Source organism: Pseudomonas mercuritolerans (assembly GCF_025706525.1).
GTDB lineage: Bacteria > Pseudomonadota > Gammaproteobacteria > Pseudomonadales > Pseudomonadaceae > Aquipseudomonas > Aquipseudomonas mercuritolerans.
On the sequence record NZ_JAMSHA010000002.1, the window covers coordinates 719823 to 745133 of the forward strand.

23 protein-coding genes and 1 pseudogene are annotated in these 25311 nt (G+C 60.4%); 15 read left to right on the plus strand and 9 right to left on the minus strand.

The annotated features are described in order from the left end of the window. Nucleotides 1-43 precede the first annotated feature (43 nt). Both ND528_RS08045 and ND528_RS08050 read left to right on the plus strand, forming a co-directional pair. The gene (locus ND528_RS08045) at nt 44-601 is read left to right on the plus strand and encodes an L-threonylcarbamoyladenylate synthase (RefSeq protein WP_137214509.1); all 558 of its coding nucleotides are present in this window, start codon (nt 44-46) and stop codon (nt 599-601) included. Between the two features lie 163 nt (nt 602-764). After that, nucleotides 765-1532: a hypothetical protein gene (locus ND528_RS08050; RefSeq protein WP_241662912.1), complete on the plus strand. Its 768-nt coding sequence runs from the start codon at nt 765-767 to the stop codon at nt 1530-1532. A 179-nt stretch (nt 1533-1711) separates the two neighbouring features. Here ND528_RS08050 and ND528_RS08055 read toward each other — a convergent pair whose 3' ends face one another. After that, nucleotides 1712-2689, minus strand: a complete 978-nt coding sequence (locus ND528_RS08055) for a quinone oxidoreductase family protein (protein ID WP_137214511.1) — start codon at nt 2687-2689, stop codon at nt 1712-1714. Nucleotides 2690-2839: 150 nt separating this feature from the next. On the opposite strand from ND528_RS08055, the gene hemF reads away from it, so the two are divergent. Together hemF and aroE are read left to right on the plus strand one after the other, a co-directional pair. Continuing rightward, complete coding sequence (gene hemF / locus ND528_RS08060) at nt 2840-3754, plus strand: oxygen-dependent coproporphyrinogen oxidase (RefSeq protein ID WP_263470054.1); 915 nt, start codon at nt 2840-2842, stop codon at nt 3752-3754. A gap of 9 nt (nt 3755-3763) precedes the next feature. Continuing rightward, a complete protein-coding gene (aroE, locus tag ND528_RS08065; RefSeq protein WP_263470055.1) occupies nt 3764-4585 on the plus strand; it encodes a shikimate dehydrogenase in 822 nt (273 codons plus the stop codon). A gap of 75 nt (nt 4586-4660) precedes the next feature. On the opposite strand, the gene ND528_RS08070 is transcribed toward aroE, so the two are convergent. From ND528_RS08070 to betC, 3 genes are all read right to left on the minus strand, one after another. Then, nucleotides 4661-6229, minus strand: coding sequence for a SulP family inorganic anion transporter (locus ND528_RS08070; protein ID WP_263470056.1), 1569 nt, complete (start codon nt 6227-6229; stop codon nt 4661-4663). 256 nt (nt 6230-6485) lie between these two features. Further along, nucleotides 6486-7406 carry a choline ABC transporter substrate-binding protein gene (choX, locus tag ND528_RS08075; protein WP_130910444.1) on the minus strand — a complete coding sequence of 307 codons (921 nt, stop codon included), beginning with the start codon at nt 7404-7406 and terminating at the stop codon, nt 6486-6488. A 16-nt stretch (nt 7407-7422) separates the two neighbouring features. Continuing rightward, entirely contained in the window at nt 7423-8937 is a 1515-nt protein-coding gene (gene betC, locus ND528_RS08080) for a choline-sulfatase (RefSeq protein ID WP_263470057.1), read from the minus strand. Between the two features lie 114 nt (nt 8938-9051). Between betC and ND528_RS08085 the strand changes: the two genes are divergently transcribed. Further along, on the plus strand, nt 9052-10002 hold the full coding sequence (locus ND528_RS08085) for a choline sulfate utilization transcriptional regulator (protein ID WP_263470058.1): 951 nt from the start codon (nt 9052-9054) through the stop codon (nt 10000-10002). Nucleotides 10003-10025: 23 nt separating this feature from the next. On the opposite strand, the gene ND528_RS08090 is transcribed toward ND528_RS08085, so the two are convergent. Then, entirely contained in the window at nt 10026-10691 is a 666-nt protein-coding gene (locus ND528_RS08090; protein ID WP_016772367.1) for an NAD(P)-dependent oxidoreductase, read from the minus strand. A gap of 81 nt (nt 10692-10772) precedes the next feature. On the opposite strand from ND528_RS08090, the gene ND528_RS08095 reads away from it, so the two are divergent. Beyond that, on the plus strand, nt 10773-11099 hold the full coding sequence (locus ND528_RS08095) for a DOPA 4,5-dioxygenase family protein (protein WP_263470059.1): 327 nt from the start codon (nt 10773-10775) through the stop codon (nt 11097-11099). Between the two features lie 28 nt (nt 11100-11127). Here ND528_RS08095 and ND528_RS08100 read toward each other — a convergent pair. From ND528_RS08100 to ND528_RS08110, 3 genes and pseudogenes are all read right to left on the minus strand, one after another. After that, nucleotides 11128-11286 (minus strand): annotated as a pseudogene (locus ND528_RS08100) (GFA family protein); the annotation flags it as partial. 33 nt (nt 11287-11319) lie between these two features. Beyond that, entirely contained in the window at nt 11320-11826 is a 507-nt protein-coding gene (locus ND528_RS08105; RefSeq protein ID WP_263470060.1) for a hypothetical protein, read from the minus strand. Continuing rightward, entirely contained in the window at nt 11823-12836 is a 1014-nt protein-coding gene (locus ND528_RS08110; protein ID WP_263470061.1) for an AAA family ATPase, read from the minus strand. Before ND528_RS08110 ends, ND528_RS08105 begins: the two co-directional genes overlap by 4 nt. Nucleotides 12837-13265: 429 nt before the next feature. On the opposite strand from ND528_RS08110, the gene ND528_RS08115 reads away from it, so the two are divergent. The 9 genes from ND528_RS08115 to ND528_RS08155 all read left to right on the plus strand — a co-directional run bounded on the left by ND528_RS08115 (nt 13266) and on the right by ND528_RS08155 (nt 23794). Next, nucleotides 13266-14573: a CitMHS family transporter gene (locus tag ND528_RS08115; protein WP_263470062.1), complete on the plus strand. Its 1308-nt coding sequence runs from the start codon at nt 13266-13268 to the stop codon at nt 14571-14573. A gap of 85 nt (nt 14574-14658) precedes the next feature. After that, nucleotides 14659-15426 (plus strand): TerC family protein, encoded by a 768-nt coding sequence (locus tag ND528_RS08120; protein WP_071173939.1) that lies wholly within the window; start codon nt 14659-14661, stop codon nt 15424-15426. 327 nt (nt 15427-15753) lie between these two features. Then, the gene (locus ND528_RS08125) at nt 15754-17412 is read left to right on the plus strand and encodes a Na/Pi cotransporter family protein (RefSeq protein WP_263470063.1); all 1659 of its coding nucleotides are present in this window, start codon (nt 15754-15756) and stop codon (nt 17410-17412) included. A 181-nt stretch (nt 17413-17593) separates the two neighbouring features. Beyond that, nucleotides 17594-18988 carry a M16 family metallopeptidase gene (locus ND528_RS08130; protein ID WP_263470064.1) on the plus strand — a complete coding sequence of 465 codons (1395 nt, stop codon included), beginning with the start codon at nt 17594-17596 and terminating at the stop codon, nt 18986-18988. A 211-nt stretch (nt 18989-19199) separates the two neighbouring features. Then, the gene (locus ND528_RS08135) at nt 19200-20228 is read left to right on the plus strand and encodes a DUF5924 family protein (protein ID WP_024014974.1); all 1029 of its coding nucleotides are present in this window, start codon (nt 19200-19202) and stop codon (nt 20226-20228) included. Between the two features lie 54 nt (nt 20229-20282). After that, nucleotides 20283-21431, plus strand: coding sequence for an ABC transporter permease (locus ND528_RS08140; protein ID WP_130910438.1), 1149 nt, complete (start codon nt 20283-20285; stop codon nt 21429-21431). Further along, nucleotides 21428-22231 carry an ABC transporter ATP-binding protein gene (locus ND528_RS08145; protein ID WP_016772360.1) on the plus strand — a complete coding sequence of 268 codons (804 nt, stop codon included), beginning with the start codon at nt 21428-21430 and terminating at the stop codon, nt 22229-22231. Before ND528_RS08140 ends, ND528_RS08145 begins: the two co-directional genes overlap by 4 nt. A gap of 1 nt (nt 22232) precedes the next feature. After that, nucleotides 22233-23171, plus strand: coding sequence for an MlaD family protein (locus ND528_RS08150; RefSeq protein WP_263470065.1), 939 nt, complete (start codon nt 22233-22235; stop codon nt 23169-23171). After that, nucleotides 23168-23794: an ABC-type transport auxiliary lipoprotein family protein gene (locus ND528_RS08155; RefSeq protein ID WP_122692261.1), complete on the plus strand. Its 627-nt coding sequence runs from the start codon at nt 23168-23170 to the stop codon at nt 23792-23794. Before ND528_RS08150 ends, ND528_RS08155 begins: the two co-directional genes overlap by 4 nt. Before the next feature lie 115 nt (nt 23795-23909). Here ND528_RS08155 and ND528_RS08160 read toward each other — a convergent pair whose 3' ends face one another. Continuing rightward, the gene (locus ND528_RS08160) at nt 23910-25139 is read right to left on the minus strand and encodes a nucleoside recognition domain-containing protein (protein ID WP_263470066.1); all 1230 of its coding nucleotides are present in this window, start codon (nt 25137-25139) and stop codon (nt 23910-23912) included. Nucleotides 25140-25311 lie beyond the last annotated feature (172 nt).

The following is a 25311-nucleotide window of genomic DNA, read 5'->3' on the forward strand; positions in this document are numbered from 1 at the left end:
AGATCGGTAAACTGCGCGAAACCTGTTTGTGGAGAGTTTTTTCATGGTCAACAGTTGGCGTGTGCAACAAGCCGCGCGTGAAGTTCGCGCCGGCGCGGTGATTGCCTATCCAACCGAAGCCGTTTGGGGGCTGGGTTGCGACCCGTGGAACGAAGACGCAGTGGACCGCTTGCTGGCGATCAAGAATCGCTCGGTGAGCAAGGGGCTGATCCTAGTCGCCGACAACATCCGTCAGTTCGATTTCCTCTTCGAGGACTTCCCGCAGGACTGGATCGACCGCATGGCCAGTACCTGGCCGGGGCCGAACACCTGGCTGGTGCCGCACCAGAATCTGTTACCGGAATGGGTCACAGGCGTGCATGACACCGTGGCGCTGCGGGTCAGCGATCACCCGCAGGTGCGCGACCTGTGCTCGCTGGTCGGGCCGCTGATTTCGACATCGGCCAACCCACAGGGGCGACCGCCGGCGCGCACGCGTTTGCGCATCGAGCAGTATTTTCGTGGGCAGGTCGATCTGGTGCTCGGCGGCAGCCTTGGCGGGCGCAAGAATCCCAGCGTGATCCGCGACCTGGCGAGCGGTGACGTCATTCGTCCTGACTGACACCAATTCTTTTGTGTTTTGTGCGCACTCCTCGGCGGTATCGGCGAGGAGTTTTGCACATGCCTGCAATTATTTCTGCAGCTGTTTCAAGCCTGTCTGTTGCAATTGTTCTTGCATGCGTCAGACGAATCTTTGAGTCTGAAATATCTGTAAGTTTTCCCACGTGATTATCAGAACGCGTGCAGTGGCGAGATTTCCAAAAGCATCCATTCTTTCAATGTGCTTGAAGCAACTTCGAAATATTAATGGCTGCGGAGAAGTAATGGATATTACGGATTTACACCTCAAGGATTATCTGCAGGGCTTTCAGGAGACACTCAAGAATCAACAGGCCGACTATCGTGTGGCCATTCTTGAGGCAGGATCGGATGCCGGGGAATTTGAACGCTTCATCAATCGGCAGTTTCGCCTGCGATTGCAGCATTACATGCTCACCTCCAGAGCCCGGGCGCTGGAAACCCGCTTGGCGATCACCTCGCGCAGCACGCACTTTCTGTTGTATCAGCGTGATCAGCTTATTGCGGTGCTGCGGGCAACCCCGGCGCCCTTCGAATGGGCTTCACTGGCGCAGCATCATGTGTCTCCCACTGTGGCATTGGCGCGCCACGTCGAGTTCAGCCGCCTGATCACCCATTCCCAGCAGCACCGGCCGGTGTCGGTCAATGGTCTGCTTGCCACCGCTGCGGAATGGGCGATTGATCGTGGATATCAGGGAGTGACGGCCTTGTGCAGATCGCCACAGCGGCAACTGTATCAGCGCTTCGGCCTGACCCCGATCGCTTCGCAGGCAATGCATATCGAGCAACGTGCCCGTGGCGATTATTGGCTGTTGTCTGCCGAGTGGCGACAAATCCTCATGGCCCTGGATCAGCCGGTAAACATGAACGCGCATCAGCCGGAGTATCGTGATGTTTTTAACCGTCAGTATTGATCCGCCAGTGATTGAAGAGTGGGCTGAGAAATGGCTCGTATATGAATCGAAGAAGTTGCGCAGGAAGTTTGCCGGTCGCAGGCCTGCGGCGAAGAAACTTCACCGCAAGATGTACTTGATATAGCCACAAGAACCTCGGCGAACTCATGGAAGAGTTCGCCGAGTATCAACTTGAGGCGTTATGGCAGCAGAATTGTGGAACCGGTCGTGCGCCGTGCCGACAGTTCGGTTTGTGCTTTCGCCGCATCCGCCAGTGCATGGCGCTGGCTGATGTCGACCTTCAGTTTGCCACTGATGATCATCTCGAACAGCTCGTCGGCCATGCGCTGCAGGTTCTCGGCGTTGTTGGCGTAGGTCGCCAGCGTAGGCCGGGTGACGTAGAGCGAACCCTTGGCGGCGAGAATGCCCAGATTGACGCCATCTACCGCGCCCGAAGCATTGCCGAAACTCACGACCAGGCCCCGTGGTGCGACGCTGTCCAGGGATGTGAGCCAAGTGTCCTTGCCGACGCCGTCATACACCACCGGGACTTTCTTGCCGTCAGTCAGCGCCAGCACGCGCTCGGCAACGTTTTCATGGCTGTAGTCGATGGTCGCCCAGGCGCCGTTCGCCTTGGCCAGTTCTGCTTTTTCCTTCGAGCTGACGGTGCCGATCAGCTTCACGCCCAGCGCTTTGGTCCATTGGCAGGCCAGCGAGCCGACGCCACCGGCTGCGGCGTGGAACAGAATGGTTTCGCCGCCCTGCAGTTGGTAGGTCTGGCGCAGCAGGTATTGCACGGTCAGGCCCTTGAGCATGACCCCGGCGGCGGTTTCGAAACTGATTTCATCGGGCAGGTGCACCAGATTGTCCTGCGGCAGCACATGCAACTGGCTGTAGGCGCCGAGCGGGCCGCTGCCGTATGCCACGCGATCGCCAACCTTGAACCGGGTGACGTCGCTGCCCACCGCTTCGACCGTGCCGGCGCCTTCCGAACCCAGGCCGGACGGCAACGCCGGTGGCGCGTAGAGGCCGCTGCGGTAATAGGTGTCGATGAAATTCAGGCCGATCGCCTGGTTGGCCACGCGCACCTGATTCGGCCCGGGCGCAGCGGGTTCGTAGTCAACATATTCGAGCACTTCGGGACCGCCGTGGGCGCGGAACTGGATACGCTTTGCCATCTGCCTGCTCTCCTTGGGTCGTTGCTAAGCCCTCTATCCAACTCCCCTGCTTGATCTTCGTCAACTGCGGCGCGCCGGTCTGCGATGGTATGCTACGCGCCCATTTGCGCCGCCCGCCTGCCCGGGCGCCGCCCGATTCAAGGTGAAGCCATGACGACCCGCACCGACGCCGTAAAGGCCTATCTGCTCGATCTGCAAGACCGCATCTGCGCTGCACTGGAAACCGAAGACGGCGGCAAATGCTTCGTCGAAGACGCCTGGGCCCGGCCGGCGGGCGGTGGCGGGCGCACCCGCGTGCTGGACAACGGCACGCTGATCGAAAAGGGCGGCGTCAATTTTTCCCACGTGTTCGGCAGCGGCCTGCCGCCCTCGGCCAGCGCCCATCGGCCGGAACTGGCCGGGCGTGGCTTCGAGGCGCTCGGCGTGTCGCTGGTGATCCACCCGCACAACCCGCATGTGCCGACCTCCCACGCCAACGTGCGTTTTTTCATTGCTGAAAAAGAAGGCGAAGAACCGGTCTGGTGGTTCGGCGGCGGTTTCGACCTGACCCCTTACTACGGCGTTGAAGAAGACTGCATTCATTGGCACCGCGTCGCCGAGCAAGCCTGTGCGCCGTTCGGTGCGGACGTCTATCCGCGCTACAAGGCCTGGTGCGACACCTACTTCCACATCAAGCATCGCCATGAGCCGCGCGGCATTGGCGGTCTGTTCTTCGATGATCTGAACGAGTGGGATTTCGACACGAGCTTCGCCTTCATGCGCGCCATCGGCGATGCCTATATCGAGGCCTACCTGCCGATCGTGCAGCGGCGCAAGAACGACGCCTTCACCGCTCAGCAGCGCGAATTCCAGGAATTTCGCCGTGGCCGCTACGTCGAATTCAACCTGGTTTACGACCGTGGCACGCTGTTCGGCCTGCAGTCGGGTGGCCGTACCGAATCGATTCTGATGTCGCTGCCGCCGCAAGTGCGCTGGGGTTATGACTGGAAGGCCGAGCCGGGCAGCGCAGAAGCGCGCCTGACCGAGTACTTCCTGCAGGATCGCGACTGGCTGGCCGAGGCCTGAGGACGGGTGATGGATCGTTATGTCGTTTTTGGTAACCCGATCGGCCACAGCAAGTCGCCGATGATTCACCAGTTGTTCGCCGAACAGACCGGCCAGCGCCTCGATTACAGCACGCTGCTCGCGCCGCTGGAGGATTTTGCCGGCTGCGCCACGGCGTTCTTTCGCGAAGGGCGCGGCGCCAACGTGACAGTGCCGTTCAAGGAAGACGCGTACCGTCTGGCCAACAGCCTGACCGCCCGCGCGCAGCGCGCCGGTGCTGTGAACACCTTGAGCAAACTGGACGATGGTTCACTGCTCGGCGACAACACCGATGGCGCGGGCCTGGTCCGCGATCTGACGGTGAATGCCGGTTTCAGCCTGACCGGCAAGCGCATCCTTTTGCTCGGTGCTGGAGGCGCGGTGCGCGGGGCACTGGAGCCTTTGCTGGCGGAGAAACCGGCCTCGGTGATCATCGCCAATCGCACGGTGGACAAGGCTGAGCTGCTGGCGGAATTGTTCGGCGATCTGGGGCCGGTGTCGGCCAGTGGTTTCGACTGGCTGCGCGAGCCGGTGGACGTGATCATCAACGCCACCTCCGCCAGCCTGACCGGCGACGTGCCGCCAATTGCACCAAGCCTGATCGAGCCGGGTCAGACCCTGTGCTACGACATGATGTACGGCAAGGAACCGACCGCGTTCTGCCGCTGGGCCACTGAGCACGGCGCGGCGCTGGCGATGGATGGTCTGGGCATGCTCGCCGAGCAGGCGGCCGAGGCGTTCCTGCTGTGGCGCGGCGTACGCCCGGATACCGCGCCGGTACTCGCCGAGCTGCGCCGCCAGCTAGCCCTTTAACTTTTGCTCCCACATTGAAATGCGATCAATGTGGGAGCGAGCCTGCTCGCGAATCGCATCACCACCAATGTCAGCTCAATCCTCAAACCTGATCGGGCACTTCTCCGCCCCCTCCAGCTTCCTCAGTTCCTCCACCACTGGCGGCCGCGCCCGGCGCAAGGTCAGGCTGCGACCCTGGCCCAGCAGGCGTCGCGCTTCCTGATGCAGCATCTCTACCCCTGAATAATCGATGAAGTTGATCTGCTGTGCCTCGATCACCACCCGCGCGCCATGCAGGCGTTGCAGGCGCACTTGCAGGTAATGGCTGGCGCCGAAGAAGATCGAACCACCCACGCGCAACACATCGTCGTCACCGTCGCGCCAATGCTGCACCCGTGGTTGCGAGGTGCGCTTGAGGTAAAAGAACAACGACGCCAGCACCCCGGCGTAAATCGCCGTCTGCAATTCCAGCAGCAAGGTCGCGAGACAGGTCAGGGCCATGACCACGAACTCGGCACGGCTGACTCGCAGCAAAGCGCGAATGCCCCGGTGATCGACCAGACCCCAGGCAATCAACAGGATGCTGCCGGCCATGGCGGGGATCGGAATGTGCGCGATCAGCCCGGCGCCGAACACCGCGAACAGCGCCACCCAGAGCGCCGAAAATACCCCGGCCAGCGGCGAGCAGGCACCCGCCTCATAACTCAATCCCGAGCGGGTAAACGATCCGGCGGACAGCGACCCGGAAAAGAACGCACCGACGATGTTCGACAGACCCTGTGCGCGGACTTCCTGATTGGCGTCGAGCAACTGTTGCGAGCGCGCCGATATCGAACGGGCGATCGACAGACTGGTGACCAGCCCGAGCATGCCCACCGCCACGGCGCTCGGCAGCAGGCGCAGGATCACCTCCAGATCCAGCGGCAAGGCGCTCAGCGGCGGCAGGCGTCCGACGAAAGCGCTGACCAGATGCACGTGACCAAACATCGCCGGCCAGATCCACACCAGCAGACTGGCCAGCACCAGCGTGAGCAACAGCGTCGGCCAGCGCGGCAGGAGTTTTTTCAGGGCCACACCGACGATTACCGTGGCGACGCCAAGGATCAGCGAAGGTTTATCCACAGCCCCCAGATGTCGCAGCAGATCCATCAGGCTGGCGAGCGCGGTGGTGTTGGCCGGCAACTCCAGGCCGAGCAAGTTGGGCAACTGCCCGATGGCGATGACCACCGCAGCACCGAGGGTGAAGCCGAGCACCACCGAATGCGAAACGAAATTCACCAGTGCGCCAAAGCGCAGCAAGCCGAGCAACCACTGGAAAATCCCGGCGAGGAACGTCAGCAGCAGGATCAGGGTGATGTAGTCCTCAGACGCAGGCACGGCGAGCGGGCTGACGCTGGCGTACAGCACGATGGAAATCGCCGCCGTCGGGCCGCAGATCAGATGCCATGACGAACCCCACAGGCAGGCGATCAACACCGGGATGATCGCCGCATAGAGTCCGTATTCCGGTGGCAGCCCGGCAATCAGTGCGTAGGCAATCGACTGGGGTAAGGCGAGAATCGCACCGCTGAGGCCGACGATCAGGTCCCGCCCGACGCTGGCACGGGTTTGCCGTGGCAGCCAGCTCAGGAAAGGAAAAAGTGAATGGCGGCTGGGTAGGGCCATGGGTCCTCGCGGTTGGGGTTTTGTTCAAGGTTATCAGGGTGTCAGGTGTAAAAGCCCCTCACCCTAGCCCTCTCCCTGAGGGAGAGGGGACTGACCGAGCTGTTTGTTGAAGATTCACCGACCTGCGATTTCGGCGTTGAACGCAAGTTTTGATTCAACAGCGATCGGCTCCCTTTCCCCCTCGCCCCCTTGGGGGAGAGGGCTGGGGTGAGGGGGCAAAAATCTCCAGCCGAACGCTATCCCAGCAACCGTGAGATCAAAGCTTGGCCTTCACCGCCACCAACGCATCCTTGCCATCCACGGTCTTCACCCCATCCAGCCACTTGTCCAGCACCGCCGGATTCGCCTTGATCCATGCCTTCGCTGCTTCGGCATTGCTGATTTTCTTGTTCACCACCTCGGCCATGATGCTGTTCTCCATGTCCTGGGTGAACGCCAGATTGGTCAGCAACTTGCCCACATTCGGGCAGGCCTCGGCGTAGCCCTTGCGGGTCAGAGTGAAGACGTTGCCGGTGTCGCCGAAGTATTTTTCGCCGCCCTTGAGGTAACGCATTTTCAGCTGCACGTTCATCGGGTGTGGGGTCCAGCCGAGGAAGGTGACGAATTTCTGTTTCTTCACCGCCCGCGACACTTCGGCGAGCATCGCCTGTTCGCTGGACTCGATCAGCTTCCACTGACCCATGTTGAAGTCATTCTTCTTGATGATCTCCTGCAACGAAATGTTCGCCGGCGCGCCTGATCCGATGCCGTAGATCTTCTTGTCGAACTTGTCGGCGAATTTGTTCAGGTCGGCAAAATCATGCACACCCGCCTCCCAGACATAGTCGGGGACGGCGAGGGTGAATTCGGTGCCTTCGAGATTTTTCGCCAGTTGCGTCACATCACCGGTGGCGACGAACTTGTCGTAGAAGCCCTGCTGCGCCGGCATCCAGTTGCCGAGAAACACGTCAACCTGACCATCCTTCAATCCGCCAAAGGTGATCGGCACCGCAAGGGTGTCGACCTTGGCCTTGTAGCCCATGCCGTCGAGCAGAAATCCGGTGATGGCATTGGTCGCGGCGATGTCGCTCCAGCCCGGATCGGCCATTTTCACGGTTTCGCAACTTTGCTCGGCGAAGGCCGAGGCGCTGCTCAATGCGATCAGGCCAACGGTGACAGCTGTGGATAACTTGCGCATGGACTTCCCCTTAACGTTATTGGTTTTGGCAGGGTTGTGGATAACGGGCCTTGCGCTCCAGATCATCAAGGTCGATGTGGTTGCGCATGTACTGCTGACTGGCATCGACCAGCGGCTGGTGGTCCCAGCTCTTCAGCTTGCCGATGGTTAACGCATTGGCGACGAAACGGCGTCGGCGCTGGCTGGCCAGTACGTCCCGGTGGATCGCCGGAATGTCCCACTTGGCCCGCGCTTCAGCGAGAAAATCGTCGAACAGCTGACGATGTTGCGGCGATTGGCTCAGCTCCTCCTCTTCGCGCGGATCGTTATCCACATCGAAGAGTAGGCACGGGTCGCTTTCGCTGTAGATAAATTTGTAGGCGCCCCGGCGGATCATCATCAGCGGGCTGACAGTGCCTTCGGCCATGTATTCGCCGAACACCTCGTCATGCCCGCCCTGCCCTTGCAGGTGCGGCAGCAAGGAACGGCCGTCCAGTGGCAGGCCCGGCTCAAGCGTGCCACCGGCCAGATCCACGAACGTCGGCAGCAAGTCGGCGGTGGAAACCGCGGCGCTGACCCGGCCCGCCTCGAATTGTCCCGGTGCGCTGATCAGCAGCGGCACCCGCGCGGCCATCTCGAACCAGTGCATTTTGTACCAGAGGCCCTTCTCGCCGAGCATGTCGCCATGGTCACCGGAGAAGACGATGATTGTGTCATCGATCAGCCCGGTTTCCTCAAGGGTTTGCAGCAGTTTGCCGACATTGGCGTCGATATAGCTGCAAGCACCGAAGTAGGCGCGACGGGCATCGCGGATCTTATCCACAGGCAGCGGCTTGTCCCACAGGTCGTAAACCTTGAGCAGACGTTGCGAGTGTGGATCGAGTTGGTCCTGGTTCAAGGCTGTAGGCAACGGGATATCGGCATCGTCATACAGATCCCAGAAAGCCTTGGGAATCGTGTACGGATCGTGCGGGTGGGTCATCGACACGGTCAGGCAGAACGGCTGGTCGCCGTCCTCGCGGATGTGATCGAACAGGTATTGCTGCGCCTTGAACACCACCTCTTCGTCGAAATCCAGCTGATTGGTGCGCACGCACGGCCCGGCTTGCAGCACGGAAGACATATTGTGATACCAGCTCGGCCGCACGTCCGGCTCGTCCCAGTTCACCGCCCAACCGTAATCGGCCGGGTAGATGTCGCTGGTCAGGCGTTCTTCATAACCGTGCAACTGATCCGGCCCGCAGAAATGCATCTTGCCCGACAGCGCGGTGCGGTAGCCGAGACGCCGCAGGTAATGCGCGTAAGTTGGAATGTCGGCGGGGAAATCGGCCGCGTTGTCGTAGGCGCCGATCTTGCTCGGCAACTGCCCACTGACCAGGGTGAAGCGCGACGGCGCGCATAGCGGGCTGTTGCAATAGGCAGCATCGAACACCACGCCTTGGGCGGCGAGGCGGGACAGATTCGGCAGTTTGATCGGCGATGGGCCGTAGAACGGCAACATTGGCGCGGCCATTTGATCGGCCATGATGAAAAGAATGTTCTTGCGCTTCATGTGATCGCGGCATTCCATGTTGAATATTTATGCGAGAGTGCTGTGATCGAGGATGGATCCCATGCCTCCTTCGGTAAAGCCCGCGCCCGACAATGACTAGGATAAGCACAGCTTATGTATGACGCCCTCGGTGACCTGTCCCTAGATCTGCTGCGCGCTTTTGAAGCGGCGGCCCGCCATCGCAGTTTTACCGCTGCTGCGGTCGAACTTGGCACCACGCAGCCGGCGATCAGCCAGCAGATGAAACGTTTGGAAGAACAGCTCGGCACACGGCTGTTCGATCGGATCTACCGCGGCATCGAATTGACCGAGGTGGGCAGCCTGCTTTTCCAGCAAGTAACCCTCGGTTTGCAGAATATCGACGCAGGATTAAGCGCAATCAGCACTCAGCAGCAACATGAAGTGCTGCAAGTGGCCACGGATTTTGCTTTCGCCGCTTATTGGCTGATGCCGCGCCTGCATCGCTTCCATGAGGCCAATCCGCACATTGATGTCAGCCTGGTCACCAGCGAGCGCAACCACAACATGCTGCGCACCGACATCGACGTGGCGATCCTGTTTGGCGATGGTCGATTCAAGCAGGGCGAGAGCCACTGGTTGTTCAGCGAAGAAGTATTCCCGGTGTGCAGTCCGCTGCTGCTCAAGGAGCGTTCATTGCCGTTGCCCGCTCAGGCCCTGCTGGAATTTCCGCTGCTACACCTGCGCGGCGAAAACAGCAGCAACTGGTTCGACTGGAGCGGGCTGTTCCGTCAACTTGGCCTCACTACACCGCCGGCGCCGGGGCAGTTGCGCTTCGACAATTACACTCTGTTGATTCAAGCGGCGATTGGCGGACAAGGCGTGGCGATCGGTTGGCGTCACCTTGTGGATAACTTGCTGGTGCAGGGTTTGCTGTGCCGGCCTCTGGCCGAAACTACTCTGTCGCGGCTGGGGTATTACGTGGTGTTGCCGCAACGCAAGCGTCGGGGTGCGTTGATTCAACTGTTCGTTGACTGGTTGATGGCCGAGCAGGCCAGCAGTGCGGAATCGTTGAACGGGTTGGCGTTGCCTTCTATTGCGGTATGAAGAGCAAAAGATCGGACGATCTTTTACGAATCAGAAGCCGCCACAAAATTCACATGCTGCCCCACATGCAGATTCAACCGCAGCTCATCGGCGATGCCCACCGCGACACGGTTCAGGCGCTCCAGCGGTTCGGCCAGCCCCGGTTCGAGATTGCCGCCCACCTGACTGAAGTGCTCGATGGTCAACCCGGCAACGCCATGGGGCGCATTGACCAGGGTCCAGCGCAGTGAGCTGCTTTGTACCGCCTCGAGGATTTCTTCGGCAGCGTGACGTTGCAGGCGCTCGTCATTTTCTGGCTCGTCGAGCACACCGAAGTTGCCGACCAGAAACAGGCGCGGCACGCTGGCCAGTTGCAAACCTTCGACCAAGGCGTCGACTGCCAGCACTTGTTCCACCGGCCCCAGCGTCACCGAGCGCTCAACGTGGTCGCTGCTGAACGGCAACCCCGGAGCGTCCAGCAGGCAGATCACCGCCGAGCTTCCGGCGACGCTTTGATTGACCCGCTCGGCATCGAACAGATCGCCGGTCTTGGTGCGCAACCCCGGACGCGGCGCAAGTGCGGTGAGATCGTCGAGAATGGCGATGACTTCGTGTTGCCGACGGAGCAATTCAGCCATCAATGCACCGCCCAGGCTGGCCATGGCACCATAAAGCACCACTTTGACCACTGGGGTCTCGGCATTTTTCATGGCTGTTTTCCTTATATTTGTCCTGTATGACCTGTGACGGTGGAAACAGCCAAGGGTTCGAACCGATTGAGAGGCGACACGATGCAAGGGATCAAGGGCTATCACGCCCATGTCTATTTCGACGCACTAACCATCGACCAGGCGCGGGCCTTGTGCGAACAGGCCGCGCAGTTGTTTGCGTTGAAAATGGGCCGCGTGCACGAACGCCCGGTAGGGCCGCACCCCGACTGGAGCTGCCAACTGGCTTTCGGCCCCGAGCTGATCGGCGAGGTGCTGCCGTGGCTGGCGCTCAACCGCAAAGGCCTGGTGGTGTTCCTGCATCCGGACACTGGCGATGACTTGCTCGACCACACCGAACACGCGATCTGGATGGGCGTGGTGCGGCCGCTGGATCTGTCGGTGTTTTAATCGAGGGTTTCTTTGGCTTCGCCCGGCGCGTCCCGGCCAGCCATTGGAGGCCCGCCGCTGGCACGATGATCCAACTGGTGATGATGCCGCCGCTGCCCTTGCGGCAGGTCGAGTAGTGACAGTGACCGATGTCCTGCAAAACTGCGCTGAAGTGATAGCGGATGTGTCCGTAGTGACAGCCACCTGTCTACAAACCGGTCATAGCGATGTCAACGTCGTGTCAGGCAATCAGTTTTAGTTCGCGAGCCTTTTCGTCATTGATGACAACTACCGATGTGGGACTAAACCCCATGGTCTTCACCAGTCCCCTCATTTCTCTACTCAAAGACTCCTGTAACGGCGGAATCCATTCTTTTCGAAAGTTACGGATCACCAATACGCACTTTACCGGGCATTTGCCTAGATCTAAGCTCTGGAATTCCAGTGGTAGAGATTCATCCGGATCGTCATGTCGTTTCAAGCAAGCAGCGAACGTCAACTGCACCGAGTTCGTAAGTTTCTGGCGGATTTCCTCGACGTAGATCGCATGCTCTCGTGGCGCACTTGATTTTGCCTCTATAAACCATGCCGCCAGAGTGTTGTTTGTCGCATCTCGTAGAACCACAAACTCACAGACCTTCAATCCTTTGCCGAGGTTAGTGAAAAGCTGACTTTTTTCAATGGGGAAACATTTGTCTTTGGAATAAGGGCCAAAGCTCATTCCGGATTCTTGGATTGAAATAGTCATCCCAGCGCCAACTCCACTTCTTCCTCGTAGAGACGAATCGATTCATCGACAATCGGATTGTTCGGCATGCCCTTCAGGAGGTCATCGTCTAACCAATCTCCCGCGATGTTTGACAAAACCGGAATAGACATTTGTCGTTTTTGAGCTGCGAGATAAAGAGCCTTGATAACAAAGTACGAATGGCTTGCGATAAAGAACTGAATGCCACTGTCGGCAAGCGTTACGATAATCTCGATTAGTTTGGTAATTGCGATCGGATGCAGGGCTGATTCGGGCTCGTCAATGAAAACCACCGAGTCTTTAGTCAGGTAGCGATTGCCCAGCAAGGTGTCGAGAATCGCTATTTTCTTGATGCCTTCAGCTGTTGAGCCAATCTGGAATTTTTGATTTTGCTTTCTGAATTGCCAGCGATTCGTACGAGAATCAAAAATTACCTTACCGCCGAACATTTCCTCTAGGCTGGTTCGTGCCTTTACAAAATGCGTGTGGTTATTTCCTTTTGTTGGCAAAAGACGTAATGCCTTAGCCAGATCGTAATAGGTATCATCGAAACCGAAGTCTTTGTCGACATCGCGACTCTTCAAAATAATGTGTTGAAGCGACAACACTTCTTTAGGAGGGAGAAAGATTGAATTGCTGGCTCGTGGTGGGACGTGGCTTTCTAGGGAGGCGATGTTCTTCGCTGTGTCTTTACCAAAGCCGTAACGGAATTCGCGTCCATCCACTTTGACCTTGCAAGAAAGAGGAGCGTCCGCGCCTTTTGATACCAGATCGCCAATTTTTTCTGTCTGGAAGGTCCAGTAAAGTTTGTCGGTCAAGATATCAGCCGCGGATCGCTGGTCGTTCCCGCGCTGGTACTCTTCAATCGTCCGCATCGTGCAGTACAGCGCTTTGAGCAAAAAGGTTTTGCCAGCGCTGTTTGCTCCGATAATCAAATTCAGATTTGAGAGCTTGCTCCAACGAATTTTCTGTAACGGACCAAAATTGTCTAATTCAACGCTGTTGAGCATTGGTTGGAGCTCCTCTCAAACTTTGCAGTGGGCGCAAGCCTAGCACTGAGACTCCGTTCCATACAGTGATGAGCGCGACCCTTCAGAAACTAAAGAATGGTCTTACGGCACATTTCTCCCTTTTGACTTCTCCGGAGAGGGACATTGATCGAACCTCTTGTCCGACCGTTCTACAGCGAAAGGTAGCTGAAAGCTTCCCCGATTAGGATCGCCCCACTCCCGGCAACAGACCGGTTGGCTCAAGACCTGCGCTTTTGCGCAGGCCCGGCCCAATTAACAACAACAATGGTGATTCTGATGTCTTCTGCAACCCGCCGTTTCTCCCGCTTCCTGCTGCTCACTCCGCCCGTACGCCTCGCGCCTGCCGTTCTGCGCTGATCCCGCCCGATCCGCTCATTCCATTAGCCGCGCTACGCCTGGAGTATTCCCATGCTGACTTTCCTTGGCTTCGCCATGGTCATCACGTTCATGTTCCTGATCATGACCAAGCGCCTGTCCGCGCTGATCGCCCTGATCATCATCCCGATCCTGTTCGCCCTGTTCGGCGGTTTCGCGCCGAAAATCGGCCCGATGATGCTCGAAGGCATCACTAAACTGGCGCCGACCGGCGTGATGTTGATGTTCGCCATTCTGTATTTCGCCCTGATGATCGACTCCGGCCTGTTCGACCCGGCCGTGCGCAAAATTCTCAAACTGGTCAAGGGCGACCCGTTGAAAGTTTCGGTCGGCACCGCCGTTCTGGCGCTCGTCGTTTCCCTCGATGGTGACGGCGCGACCACTTACATGATCTGTGTGGCCGCCATGCTGCCGCTGTACAGCCGCATCGGCATGAGCCCGCGAATCATGGCCGGTCTGATCATTCTCGCCGGTGGCGTGATGAACATGACCCCGTGGGGCGGCCCGACCGCCCGCGCGGCGAGTGCCCTGCATGTCGACCCGTCGGACATTTTCGTACCAATGATCCCGGCCATGGCCGCCGGTGTCGTGGCGATCCTGGTGATTGCCTACTTCTACGGCAAGCGTGAACGCGCCCGCCTCGGTGAACTGCACTTGGTCGGCGACGAGATCGATCACAGTGAAATCAGCGTCTCGCAATTCCCAGACGCACGCCGTCCGAAACTGATCTGGTTCAACGCCGCATTGACCTTTGGCCTGATGTGCACGCTGATCGGCGGCCTGTTGCCGCTGCCGGTGCTGTTCATGGTGGCGTTCAGTATTGCCATGATCGTCAACTACCCGTGCCTGCAAATGCAGAAGGATCGCGTCGCCGCGCATTCCGGCAGCGTGCTGGCAGTGGTCGGGCTGATCTTTGCGGCCGGTATCTTCACCGGTATCCTGTCGGGCACCGGCATGGTCGATGCGATGTCGAAGAGCCTGTTGGCGGTGATTCCGGATTTCCTCGGCCCGTACCTGGCGGTGATTACGGCGCTGGTGAGCATGCCGTTCACCTTCTTCATGTCCAACGACGCTTTCTACTATGGCGTGTTGCCGGTGCTGGCCGAAGCGGCCAGCCACTATGGAATCACTGCGGTGGAAATGGCCCGTGCCTCGATTGTCGGCCAGCCCGTCCACTTGCTGAGCCCGTTGGTGCCGTCGACCTATCTGTTGGTGGCGCTGGCCGGCATCGATTTCGGTGATCACCAGCGTTTTACCCTGAAATGGGCGATCCTGGTGTGTATCTGCATTTTGATTGCTGCACTGCTGTTGGGGACTTTCCCGGTGTTCAGCACTCTATAAGCCCAAGACTCACCGTTACGGGTCCCGGCTTCGCGGTTTGAAGCCCGGACCTTTTTCGGTTCAACAATTGCTCAAAGGAATACACATGGATTGGCTGACCAACCCCGAAATCTGGGTTGCCTTCTTTACCCTGACCGCCCTGGAAATCGTCCTCGGTATCGATAACATCATCATGATTTCGATCCTGGTCAGCCGCATGCCCAAACACATGCAGCAGCGCACGCGGATCTTCGGTCTTGGCTTGGCCATGATCACGCGGATCCTGTTGCTGCTGTCGATCACCTGGGTCATGCGCCTCACTGCCGATCTTTTCGAAGTGTTCGGCCAGGGCATCTCCGGTCGCGACCTGATCCTGTTCTTCGGTGGCCTGTTCCTGCTGTGGAAAAGCTCGCAGGAGATGTACCACGCGCTGGAAGGCGAAGACGAAAGCGACGACGCGCCATCGGGCAAGGGTGGCAATTTCCTCTACACCATCATCCAGATCGCGATCATCGATATCGTCTTCTCGCTGGACTCGGTGATCACCGCCGTCGGCATGGTCTCCCACGTTCCGGTCATGGTCGCGGCGATCGTCGTGGCAGTGCTGGTGATGATGCTGGCGTCGGGCAAGATCAGCGAATTCATCGACAAGCACCCGTCGCTGAAAATGCTCGCCCTGTCCTTCCTGCTGGTGGTCGGTACCGTGCTGATCGCCGAATCGTTCGACGTGCACGTGCCAAAAGGCTACGTCTACTTCGCCATGGCGTTCTCGCTGGCGGTTGAGGCTATCAACATCAAACTGCGCGGCGCGATGGCCAAGAAGAGACAGCAACAGGATCCGGTGAAACTGCGCAAGGATGTTCCGGGCCAATAACCCGGTAGTCCCGGCAGCACGCTACACCCCTGTGGGAGCGAGCCTGCTCGCGAAGATGGAGTGCCAGTCGACAACCATGTTGGCTGGCCCACCGCTTTCGCGAGCAGGCTCGCTCCCACAGTTGTTTTGGGCAACAGAGGGAAAACGTATCGGATTCGGTGAGTGGATGCATTTGTTTTGATGACACTTTTGTTTCAATCCACGCTTTAGCTGTGCAATGCTGGCGCCGAGACCGTTCGCCAACTACAGCTTAAGTATCAAGAAGGTAGAAACCGCGCGGTGCCGTCCACTTGCCCCTCTGGGGCGCTGCTACTACAGGGGGTCTGCATGCTCACCCTGCTCAATCTGCTGTCCGCCGTCGCCCTGTTGATCTGGGGCACGCACATCGTCCGAACCGGCATCCTGCGGGTTTATGGCACCAATCTGCGACATGTCATCGGCCAGAACATGTCGAGGAAATGGCTGGCGTTCATCGCCGGTATTCTCGTCACCGCCATGGTGCAGAGCAGCAACGCTACGGCGATGCTGGTCACTTCGTTTGTCGGGCAGGGTCTGATGGCGCTGACCCCGGCGCTGGCGACCATGCTCGGCGCAGACGTCGGTACCGCGTTGATGGCGCGGGTGCTGACCCTCGATCTGTCGTGGCTGTCGCCGCTGCTGATTTTCCTCGGGGTGATTTTCTTTCTGTCGCGCAAACAGACGCGGCTCGGGCAGATGGGCCGGGTGTCCATTGGTCTCGGGCTGATCATTCTCGCCCTGCAATTGATCGTCGAGGCCGCCGCGCCGATTACGCACGCGCAAGGGGTGAAGGTGATTTTCGCCTCGCTGACCGGCGACATTTTGCTCGACGCCCTGGTCGGCGCGTTGTTTGCGATGATTTCCTACTCCAGCCTCGCCGCCGTGCTGCTCACCGCCACGCTGGCCGGGGCTGCGGTGATCAGCCTGCCGGTGGCAATCGGTCTGGTGATCGGCGCCAACATCGGCAGCGGCATTCTCGCCTTCATGAGCACCAGCATGCAGAACGCCGCCGGCCGCCAGGTGGCGCTGGGCAGTCTGCTGTACAAACTGATCGGCCTGCTGCTGATCATCCCGGTGCTCGACCCGCTGGTGCACTGGATCGACAGCCTCGATTTCAGCCCGCAGGAAATGGTCATCGGCTTCCACCTGCTCTACAACACCGCGCGCTGCCTGATCCTGCTGCCCAGCGTCGGGCCGATGGCGCGGCTCTGTGCGTGGCTGCTGCCGGAGCGGCCGGAGGTCAACGGCACCGCCAAACCGCGCCATCTCGACCCGACCGCGCTGGTCACGCCGAGCCTGGCGCTGGCCAATGCCGCGCGGGAAACCCTGCGCATGGGCGATCTGCTCGACAACATGCTCGACGCCTCTCTCGATGTGCTGCGCGGCAAGCAGACCGCCGTCACTCAGGAGATGCGCCGACTGACCGACGACGTCGAGGCCCTGTACAGCGCGATCAAGCTGTATCTGGCGCAGATGCCCCGCGAGGATCTCGGCGAGCAGGACAGTCGGCGCTGGGCCGAGATCATCGAACTGGCGATCAACCTGAAACTCGCCGCCGACCTGATCGAGCGCATGCTGCGCAAGATCCAGCAGCAGAAGACCTCGCAGCGGCGTTCGTTTTCCGAAGAAGGCCTGGAAGACCTCGCCGGGCTGCAGCAGCAACTGATTGCCAACCTGCGCCTGGGCCTGTCGGTGTTTCTCAGCGGCGACCGCGAGAGCGCGCGGCAGTTGCTGCGCGAGAAACGCCGCTTTCGCGCGCAGGAACGGCGTCTGGCCCATGCGCATGTCAGCCGTTTGCAACGCAAGATCGTGCAGAGTCTGGAGACCAGTTCGCTGCATCTGGAATTGATTGCCGACATGAAACGGCTCAATTCGCTGTTCTGCAGCAGCGCCTATGTCGTGCTGGAAACTGCGGACACCGGCGCGCTGGCGGTGGATGACATGGCCGACATTACGCATTCGCCTTGAACGTCTGGGGCTGGGGTCAGTCAGTTACAGTGGTTCAGCCGCAAGATCTTCGCGAGCAGGCTCGCTCCCACAGGGGAATGTATTTCAATTGTGGGAGCGACGGTGCGACGATTCGACCTGCTCGCGAATAGCGGCCTGAATAGCGACACGGATCTCCAAATCAGCCGTATGGAAGCCTGTTATGCGTTGCCTGTTGTTCGCCTGTCTGTTGCTCGGTTCCCTGCCCGCCTTTGCCCTGGATCGGTTTCAGGTCGAAGGCTATGCGCTGCCCAACGGTTTGCAACTGATGCTCAAGCCCGGCACCGAACGCGGGCATGTGGCGATCCGGCTGGTGGTCGGCGTTGGCCTCGATGACTTCGATTGCGACGAAAAAGAGCTGCCGCATTTGCTCGAACACCTGCTGTTCAGCGGTATCGACGCCACCGGCGAAGGCGGTCTGGAAGAACGCATGCAGGCGCTGGGCGGGGACTGGAATGCGTTCACCAGCAATGCCGACACCACGTTCGTCATCGAGGCCCCGGCGAAAAACCAGCGCAAGGTGCTCGACCTGCTGCTCGCGCTGTTGACCCAGACACGCATCGACGACAACGCAATCAACGCCGCCAAACGCGTGGTCGAGCGAGAGGACGGCGGGCATTACACCAAGCTGCAACGTTTCCTCGACCGTCAGGACCTCGGTCATACCGCGAGCAATCAACTGGCTGTCGAGCTGGGACTGAAATGCCCGCAGCGTGCCGAAGTCGGCCATCTGACCCAAGAGCAATTGGAGAAGGTGCGCAAAGCCTGGTACGCGCCGAACAATATGACCCTGATCGTCGTGGGCGAACTCGACAAACTGCTGCCGGCCTATCTCGAGCGTACCTGGGGTCAGCTGGAGCCGGTCGAGCCCACCGAACACCGCGCGTTGCCGAACATCCGCACCAGCGCTGCCCATCAACGTACCCTTACCCGTGGCTTTATCGGCGACAGCGCCAAGCTGCACTGGCTGGTGCCGGAACCGGTGCTCGACGATCAGTACGACCAGACGTTCGATATTCTCAAGGATTACCTCGACTGGGCGCTGTACCGGCAGATTCGTCTCAACCATGGCTTGTCGTACGGGCCGTGGGCCGAGCGCGAAGTGTTCGGCGGTGTCGGCTTCATGAGCCTCAACGCGGACCTGGATCGCGATGACGTCGACGAAGCCATCCAGGTACTCGATGACCTCAAAGCCGACCTGCTGAAAAACGGCCTCGACCCGAGCACTTTCGCCCGCATCAAACAAGCCGCCATTGCTCACCAGGCCTGGGCCGTGCAGGGCAACAGCGCGCTGGCGGACTATTACTGGAGCGCGCTGGCCGACTATCAGGATGGCCGCTTTGCCAATCCCGCGCGGGAGCTGCAGGGGGTGACGCTGGAAGCGGCGAACAAGGCGATGCGCGAGCTGTTGCTGCAGCCGGGGTATATCCGCATCGAGAAGCCGTTGATCAGTGATGATCAGGTGTTGTGGCTGGTCGCTGGTGGAATCGGGTTGTTGCTGCTGATCGTGATCGGCTGGCGCCTGCATCGCCGCCACAAAATTGCTGGAAGCCATTAACCCTGTGATGAGTGAGCACTTGTGGCGAGGGGATTTATTCCCGATGGGCTGCGCAGCAGCCCCAATAAGGGCAGCTCGGTATAGCCAGACAAAATTCGCTTGCAGGATCTACGACGGCGGCGCCGCCGGTCGGGGATAAATCCCCTCGCCACAGGGGGCATGCGGCGTTAACCTTTCCGGGATTTTCCCCATATCGTCGTGAACCGCCAAAATGCCGAAACTGACCCTCCTTATCCAGCGCCTTCTCGAGCTGATGAAGCGCTACCCCGGGTTGATCGCGGCGGGTGGTTTCATTTCCGGGGTCGGCAGTTTCATCCTCGTCGATCGCCAACAGGGGCTGGCCAGCTGGATCACGGTGATCATGCTGCTCAGCTGGATCTGGCTGATGCTGGAAAACACCCTGACCGGGCTGTTCACGCGGATCTTCAAGCGCGAGATTCCCCAGCCGCTGCTGCGCTACGCGACGCAGATGATCCATCAGGAAAGCCTGTTTTTCGTTCTGCCGTTCTTCTTCATCACCACCACGTGGAACAGCGGCCAGTTTGTCTTTACGGGGCTGCTCAGCGTTGCTGCACTGATCTCTATCGTCGATCCGCTGTACTACAAATGGCTGGCGCCACGGCGCTGGGCGTTTCTCGCGCTGCACACCCTGACCCTGTTCGCCGCCCTGCTCACTGCGTTGCCGGTGATCATGCACCTGACCACCGCGCAGAGTTTCAAATGGGCGCTGGGGATTGCCGTGCTGCTGTCGTTCCCGAGCCTGGCGTCGATCTTCCCGATCCGCACGGTGCGCAACGCCTTGGCGATTCTGTTCATCACAGTCGGCATCGGCGGTGTCGGTTGGGCGCTGCGTTCGTGGGTGCCACCGGCAACGCTGTGGATGACCGACGTAGCGATCAGCACGCAGCTGCAGGATCGCACCCCCGGCGCCAGTCTCGATACCGTCAGCGCCGAGCAGATCCGCAGCGGCGGGCTCTACGCCTACACCGCAATCAACGCACCGCGCGGACTCGATGAGCGGATCTATCACGTGTGGACCTTCAACGGCAAAGAGGTCGACCGCATCGCCCTCGACATCCATGGCGGGCGCAAGGAAGGCTACCGGGCGTGGACGCACAAACAGAATTTCCCCGGCAACCCGGCGGGCAAGTGGCAGGTGCGGGTGCTGACCGAGGACGGTCAGTTGATCGGCGTGCTGCGCTTCGCTATCACCGACAGCACACCGGCCAAAGAAAAGTAATCCGGTTCGTGCTATTACGTAGGATCTCGTAACGGCCGTACAAGCACGGAGCTTATGACCAGCAGCCCAACCCCCGGCAGTGCCCACCTGGACACCGCGTTCAGCCCTGCCCGCCTGCGGGTCAGCGGCGACTGGACGCTCGCCCATTACACCGCGCTCAAGCACCTGAGCGAAAAGCTCCATGGCCAGTACGACGCCAATACTCCGATAGACCTCAACGACCTCGGTGCCCTCGACACCGCTGGCGCATCGTTGCTGGTCGAGCTGCTCGGTTCCGAACGCTTGGGCAAAACCGCCGAACACCCCGATTGCACCCTTTCAACTGCCGACCGCGCCTTGCTGCAAACCGTGTACTGCTCGCTGAGTGATTTCTGCGTGCCGATCAAGGAGCCGGAGGTCAGCGTCAGCGTGCAACTGCTGACGCGCATCGGCCGCGCAGTGGATACGGTGTGGAAAGACACGATGCAGCTGCTTGGCTTCGTCGGCCTGATTCTCGAAGTCATCGCCCGTGGTCTGTTGCGGCCCAAGCGCTGGCGCATTACACCGATGATCGCGCACATCGAGCAGACCGGTCTCGACGCCGCGCCGATCGTGGCCCTGCTGACGTTTCTGGTCGGCGCGGTGGTGGCGTTTCTCGGCGCCACAGTGCTGGCCAGTTTCGGCGCGACGATTTTTACCGTGGACCTGGTCGGCTTCTCGTTCCTGCGCGAATTCGGCGTGTTGCTCACGGCGATCCTGATGGCCGGGCGCACCGCCAGTGCCTTCACCGCGCAGATCGGCTCGATGAAGGCCAACGAAGAAATCGACGCGATCCGCACACTCGGCCTCGACCCCATCGAGTTGCTGGTAGTGCCGCGCGTGCTGGCGCTGCTGGTGGCGCTGCCGATGCTGACGTTCCTGGCGATGCTCTCGGGGATTGTTGGCGGCGGCGTGGTCTGCGCAGTGTCGCTGGACATCTCGCCGGCGATGTTCCTCTCGCTGCTGCAATCGGACATCGGCATTCAGCATTTTCTGGTCGGCTTGGTGAAGGCACCGATCTTCGCCTTCCTGATCGCGGCGATCGGTTGCCTGGAAGGCTTCAAGGTCAGCGGCAGCGCCGAATCGGTCGGCGCGCACACCACCTCCAGCGTGGTCCAGTCGATTTTCGTGGTGATCGTGCTTGATGCGGTGGCCGCGCTGTTTTTCATGGAGATGGGCTGGTGAGTCGTCTACCCCGGGCGCCCTCGGAGGCGGTGATCGAAGTCCGTGGCCTGTGCAATCGCTTCGGCCCGCAGAGCGTGCACGAGAACCTTGATCTGGACGTGTACAAGGGCGAAATCCTCGCCGTGGTCGGTGGCTCCGGCACCGGCAAATCGGTGTTGCTGCGCAGCATCGTCGGGCTGAATCGGCCCAGCGAGGGCATGGTCAAGGTCTTCGGCCAGAACCTGCCGAATCTGCCCGAGCATGAACGCTCATTGATCGAAAGGCGCTTTGGTGTGTTGTTTCAGAAAGGCGCGCTGTTTTCCTCGCTGACCGTGACCGAGAATGTCGCCCTGCCCCTTATCGAACACGCCGGCCTCAGCCGTCACGACGCCGAGCATCTGGCGGCGGTGAAACTGGCGCTGGCCGGGCTGCCGTTGTCGGCGGCGGACAAATACCCGGCGTCGCTGTCCGGCGGCATGATCAAGCGTGCGGCGCTGGCGCGGGCCTTGGCGCTGGATCCGGACATTCTGTTTCTCGACGAACCCACCGCCGGCCTAGATCCGATCGGCGCGGCGCAGTTCGATCAGTTGATCCTGACCCTGCGTGATGCGTTGGGTCTGAGTGTGTTCCTGGTCACCCACGATCTCGACACGCTGTACACCATCACCGATCGCGTGGCGGTGCTGGCGCAAAAGAAAGTGCTGGTTGCCGGCCCTATCGACGACGTCTCTGAAACCGCCGACGCGTGGATTCACGAATACTTCCACGGCCCGCGCGGCCGCTCGGCGCTGGACGCCGCCAAACAGCTCAACGAGGTCTGATATGGAAACCCGAGCCCATCATGTGTTGATCGGCCTGTTCACGGTGATCGTCGTGGCCGGCGCCCTGCTCTTCGGCCTGTTTCTGGCCAAATCCAGCGTCGACACTGAGTTCAAGGATTACGAAGTGGTGTTCAACGAGGCGGTCAGCGGTCTGTCCAAGGGCAGCTCGGTGCAATACAGCGGGATCAAGGTCGGTGACGTGGTCAGCCTGCGCCTCGACCCGCAGGACCCGCGCCGGGTGCTGGCGCGGATTCGTCTGGCGGGCGACACGCCGGTCAAGGAAGACACCCAGGCCAAACTGGCGCTGACCGGGATCACCGGCACCTCGATCATTCAGCTCAGCGGCGGCACACCCGAGAGCCCGAAACTGCGCGGGCATGACGGCAAGCTGCCGACGCTGATCGCCTCGCCCTCGCCTATTTCGCGTCTGCTCAATGACAGCAGCGACTTGATGACCGGCATCAGCGCCCTGCTGCAAAACGCCAACCACATGTTCTCCGCGGAAAACGTTGAGCGCGTGAGCAAGACCCTCGCCCATCTGGAACAGACCACCGGTACCATCAACGACCAGCGCGGCGACATCAAACAAGTGATGCAGCAACTGGCGACCGTCGGCAAACAGGCCGGCAGCATGCTCGAGCAGACCTCACTGCTGATGCGCAACGCCAACGGCCTCCTCAACGATCAGGGCAAACAGGCCCTGGGCAGCGCCGAGCAGGCGATGAAGTCGCTGGAGCAAAGCAGCGTGACCATCAACGGTTTGCTCAGCAAAAACCAGAATTCCCTGGATAACGGCATGCAGGGCCTCAACGGCCTGGCCCCGGCGATTCGCGAACTGCGCGAGACGCTGACCTCGCTGCGCGCTATTTCCCAACGCCTCGAGGCCAACCCCAGCGGCTACCTGCTGGGCAGCGACAAGAACAAGGAATTCACCCCATGAAGCTGACTCGAATCGCCCTGCTCGGCGCTGGCCTGACCCTGATCGGTGCTTGCTCGATCTTGCCCAAGTCGGAACCCTCGGACGTCTACCGCCTGCCCGCCGCCCAAGCGCCCGCCTCGGCCAGCCCGGCGGCGACGCAGTCGTGGTCGCTGCGCTTGAATAAGTTGCAGGCCAGCGAAGCGCTGAACCGGCCGAGCATTGCCGTGATTCCGCAGGGCGATGTGATCAGCTCCTACAAGGGCTCGCGCTGGAGCGATCCGGCGCCGGTGCTGCTGCGCAATCGCCTGCTCGATGGATTCCAGCGTGACGGCAGAGTGACGCTGCTGAGCACCGACGACAGCAACTTCCAGGCGGATTTGGAGCTGGGCGGCAGTTTGCAGGCGTTTCAGACCGAATATCAGGGCACCCAGGCCGGCGTCGTGGTGCGGGTCGATGCGTTGCTGGTGCGTGGTTACGACCAGCGCATCCTCGCCAGCCGCCGTTTTGAAGAGCGCCAGCCGTTGAATGATGTGCAGGTGCCAGCGGTGGTCGCCGGGTTTGGCCAGGCCAGTGATCGCCTCACGGCCAAGGTTGTGGCATGGGCCGTAGAGCAAGGGCAGAAACTGGCCCCGCAACCGCGCTGACACACCACAATCCCTGTGGGAGCGAGCCTGCTCGCGAAAGCGGTTTATCAGTCACTTAAGCGTTGACTGACACTCCGACTTCGCGAGCAGGCTCGCTCCCACATGGGAATTTTGCTCAGCCGAAGAACCAGTAGCAGACAGCGATAGCGCCGACCACACCAGCGAACTCCGCCAGCAACGCACACCCCACCGCGTGCCGCGCGCGCTGAATGCCCACCGCGCCGAAGTACACCGCCAGCACATAGAACGTGGTTTCGGTACTGCCTTGCACCGTCGCCGCGACCAGCGCCGGGAAGCTGTCGACGCCGGAAGTCTGCATGGTCTCGATGAGCATCGCCCGTGCGGCGCTGCCGGAGAACGGTTTGACCATCGCCGTCGGCAGCGCATCGACGAAGCGCGTGTCCCAACCGGCCCACTCGACCAGATGCCGAATACCGTCCAGGCCGAAATCCAGCGCACCAGACGCGCGCAATACGCCAACCGCACAGAGCATTGCCACCAGATATGGCAGCAGGTTTTTCGCCACATCGAAGCCTTCTTTCGCGCCTTCGACGAACGCCTCGTACACCTTGACCTTGCGCATTGCGCCGATCAGCAGGAACAGCATGATCAAGCCGAACAGCGTGAGATTGCCGAGGATCGACGACAATCCCGCCAGCGCCGTTGCAGATAGTGTGCCGAGCAGGGCCATGAAGCCGCCGAGAATCAGTGCGCCGGGCAGCAGATAGGCGAGCACCACCGGGTCCCAGATGCGCAGGCGTTGCATGAAAGCTACGGAGAGGAAACCGACGATAGTCGAGCAACTGGTCGCCAGCAGAATCGGCAGGAACACCAGCGTCGGATCCGGCGCGCCTTGCTGGGCGCGGTACATGAAGATGGTCACGGGCAGCAGGGTTAGCGACGAGGCGTTGAGCACCAGAAAGAGGATCTGCGCGTTGCTGGCGATGGTGGCGCTGGGATTGAGCTCCTGCAACGCTTTCATGGCTTTCAGGCCAATCGGCGTGGCGGCGTTGTCCAGGCCGAGGCCGTTGGCGGCGAAATTCAGCGTGATCAGGCCGAGGGCAGGGTGGCCGGGCGGGACTTCCGGCATCAGCCGCAGAAACAGCGGGCCGAGGACCTTGGCCAGCCATTCGACGATCCCGGCCTTTTCGGCGATGCGCAGAAAGCCCAGCCACAAGGTGAGGGTGCCGAACAGCAGGACCATGACTTCGACCGAGAGCTTGGCCATGGCGAAAATGCTTTCCACCATCGCCGCGAAGATCCCGGCGTTGCCGCCGATCAGCCACTGCGCCAGCGCCGACACGGCTGCCACGATGAAGAAGCCAAGCCACAGGCCATTAAGCATCAGTCAAATCCCCCGAAGAATGCGGCGAATGATAGCGGGGTCGCCAGAAACGACAAACCCCGGATTGCTCCGGGGTTCGTTGGTGGGGCGTGCATCAATCACTGTGGGAGCGAGCCTGCTCGCGAAGAGGCCGGCACATTCAACATCTCTGTAGATTGATACACCGTCTTCG

Excerpts from the sequence above, each read along its gene's own strand:
- ND528_RS08045 (WP_137214509.1), top strand. The coding sequence starts at position 44 with ATGGTCAACAGTTGGCGTGTGCAACAAGCCGCGCGTGAAGTTCGCGCC.
- ND528_RS08055 (WP_137214511.1), bottom strand. The coding sequence starts at position 2,689 with ATGGCAAAGCGTATCCAGTTCCGCGCCCACGGCGGTCCCGAAGTGCTC.
- hemF (WP_263470054.1), top strand. The coding sequence starts at position 2,840 with ATGACGACCCGCACCGACGCCGTAAAGGCCTATCTGCTCGATCTGCAA.
- aroE (WP_263470055.1), top strand. The coding sequence starts at position 3,764 with ATGGATCGTTATGTCGTTTTTGGTAACCCGATCGGCCACAGCAAGTCG.
- ND528_RS08070 (WP_263470056.1), bottom strand. The coding sequence starts at position 6,229 with ATGGCCCTACCCAGCCGCCATTCACTTTTTCCTTTCCTGAGCTGGCTG.
- choX (WP_130910444.1), bottom strand. The coding sequence starts at position 7,406 with ATGCGCAAGTTATCCACAGCTGTCACCGTTGGCCTGATCGCATTGAGC.
- betC (WP_263470057.1), bottom strand. The coding sequence starts at position 8,937 with ATGAAGCGCAAGAACATTCTTTTCATCATGGCCGATCAAATGGCCGCG.
- ND528_RS08085 (WP_263470058.1), top strand. The coding sequence starts at position 9,052 with ATGTATGACGCCCTCGGTGACCTGTCCCTAGATCTGCTGCGCGCTTTT.
- ND528_RS08090 (WP_016772367.1), bottom strand. The coding sequence starts at position 10,691 with ATGAAAAATGCCGAGACCCCAGTGGTCAAAGTGGTGCTTTATGGTGCC.
- ND528_RS08095 (WP_263470059.1), top strand. The coding sequence starts at position 10,773 with ATGCAAGGGATCAAGGGCTATCACGCCCATGTCTATTTCGACGCACTA.
- ND528_RS08105 (WP_263470060.1), bottom strand. The coding sequence starts at position 11,826 with ATGACTATTTCAATCCAAGAATCCGGAATGAGCTTTGGCCCTTATTCC.
- ND528_RS08110 (WP_263470061.1), bottom strand. The coding sequence starts at position 12,836 with ATGCTCAACAGCGTTGAATTAGACAATTTTGGTCCGTTACAGAAAATT.
- ND528_RS08115 (WP_263470062.1), top strand. The coding sequence starts at position 13,266 with ATGCTGACTTTCCTTGGCTTCGCCATGGTCATCACGTTCATGTTCCTG.
- ND528_RS08120 (WP_071173939.1), top strand. The coding sequence starts at position 14,659 with ATGGATTGGCTGACCAACCCCGAAATCTGGGTTGCCTTCTTTACCCTG.
- ND528_RS08125 (WP_263470063.1), top strand. The coding sequence starts at position 15,754 with ATGCTCACCCTGCTCAATCTGCTGTCCGCCGTCGCCCTGTTGATCTGG.
- ND528_RS08130 (WP_263470064.1), top strand. The coding sequence starts at position 17,594 with ATGCGTTGCCTGTTGTTCGCCTGTCTGTTGCTCGGTTCCCTGCCCGCC.
- ND528_RS08135 (WP_024014974.1), top strand. The coding sequence starts at position 19,200 with ATGCCGAAACTGACCCTCCTTATCCAGCGCCTTCTCGAGCTGATGAAG.
- ND528_RS08140 (WP_130910438.1), top strand. The coding sequence starts at position 20,283 with ATGACCAGCAGCCCAACCCCCGGCAGTGCCCACCTGGACACCGCGTTC.
- ND528_RS08150 (WP_263470065.1), top strand. The coding sequence starts at position 22,233 with ATGGAAACCCGAGCCCATCATGTGTTGATCGGCCTGTTCACGGTGATC.
- ND528_RS08155 (WP_122692261.1), top strand. The coding sequence starts at position 23,168 with ATGAAGCTGACTCGAATCGCCCTGCTCGGCGCTGGCCTGACCCTGATC.
- ND528_RS08160 (WP_263470066.1), bottom strand. The coding sequence starts at position 25,139 with ATGCTTAATGGCCTGTGGCTTGGCTTCTTCATCGTGGCAGCCGTGTCG.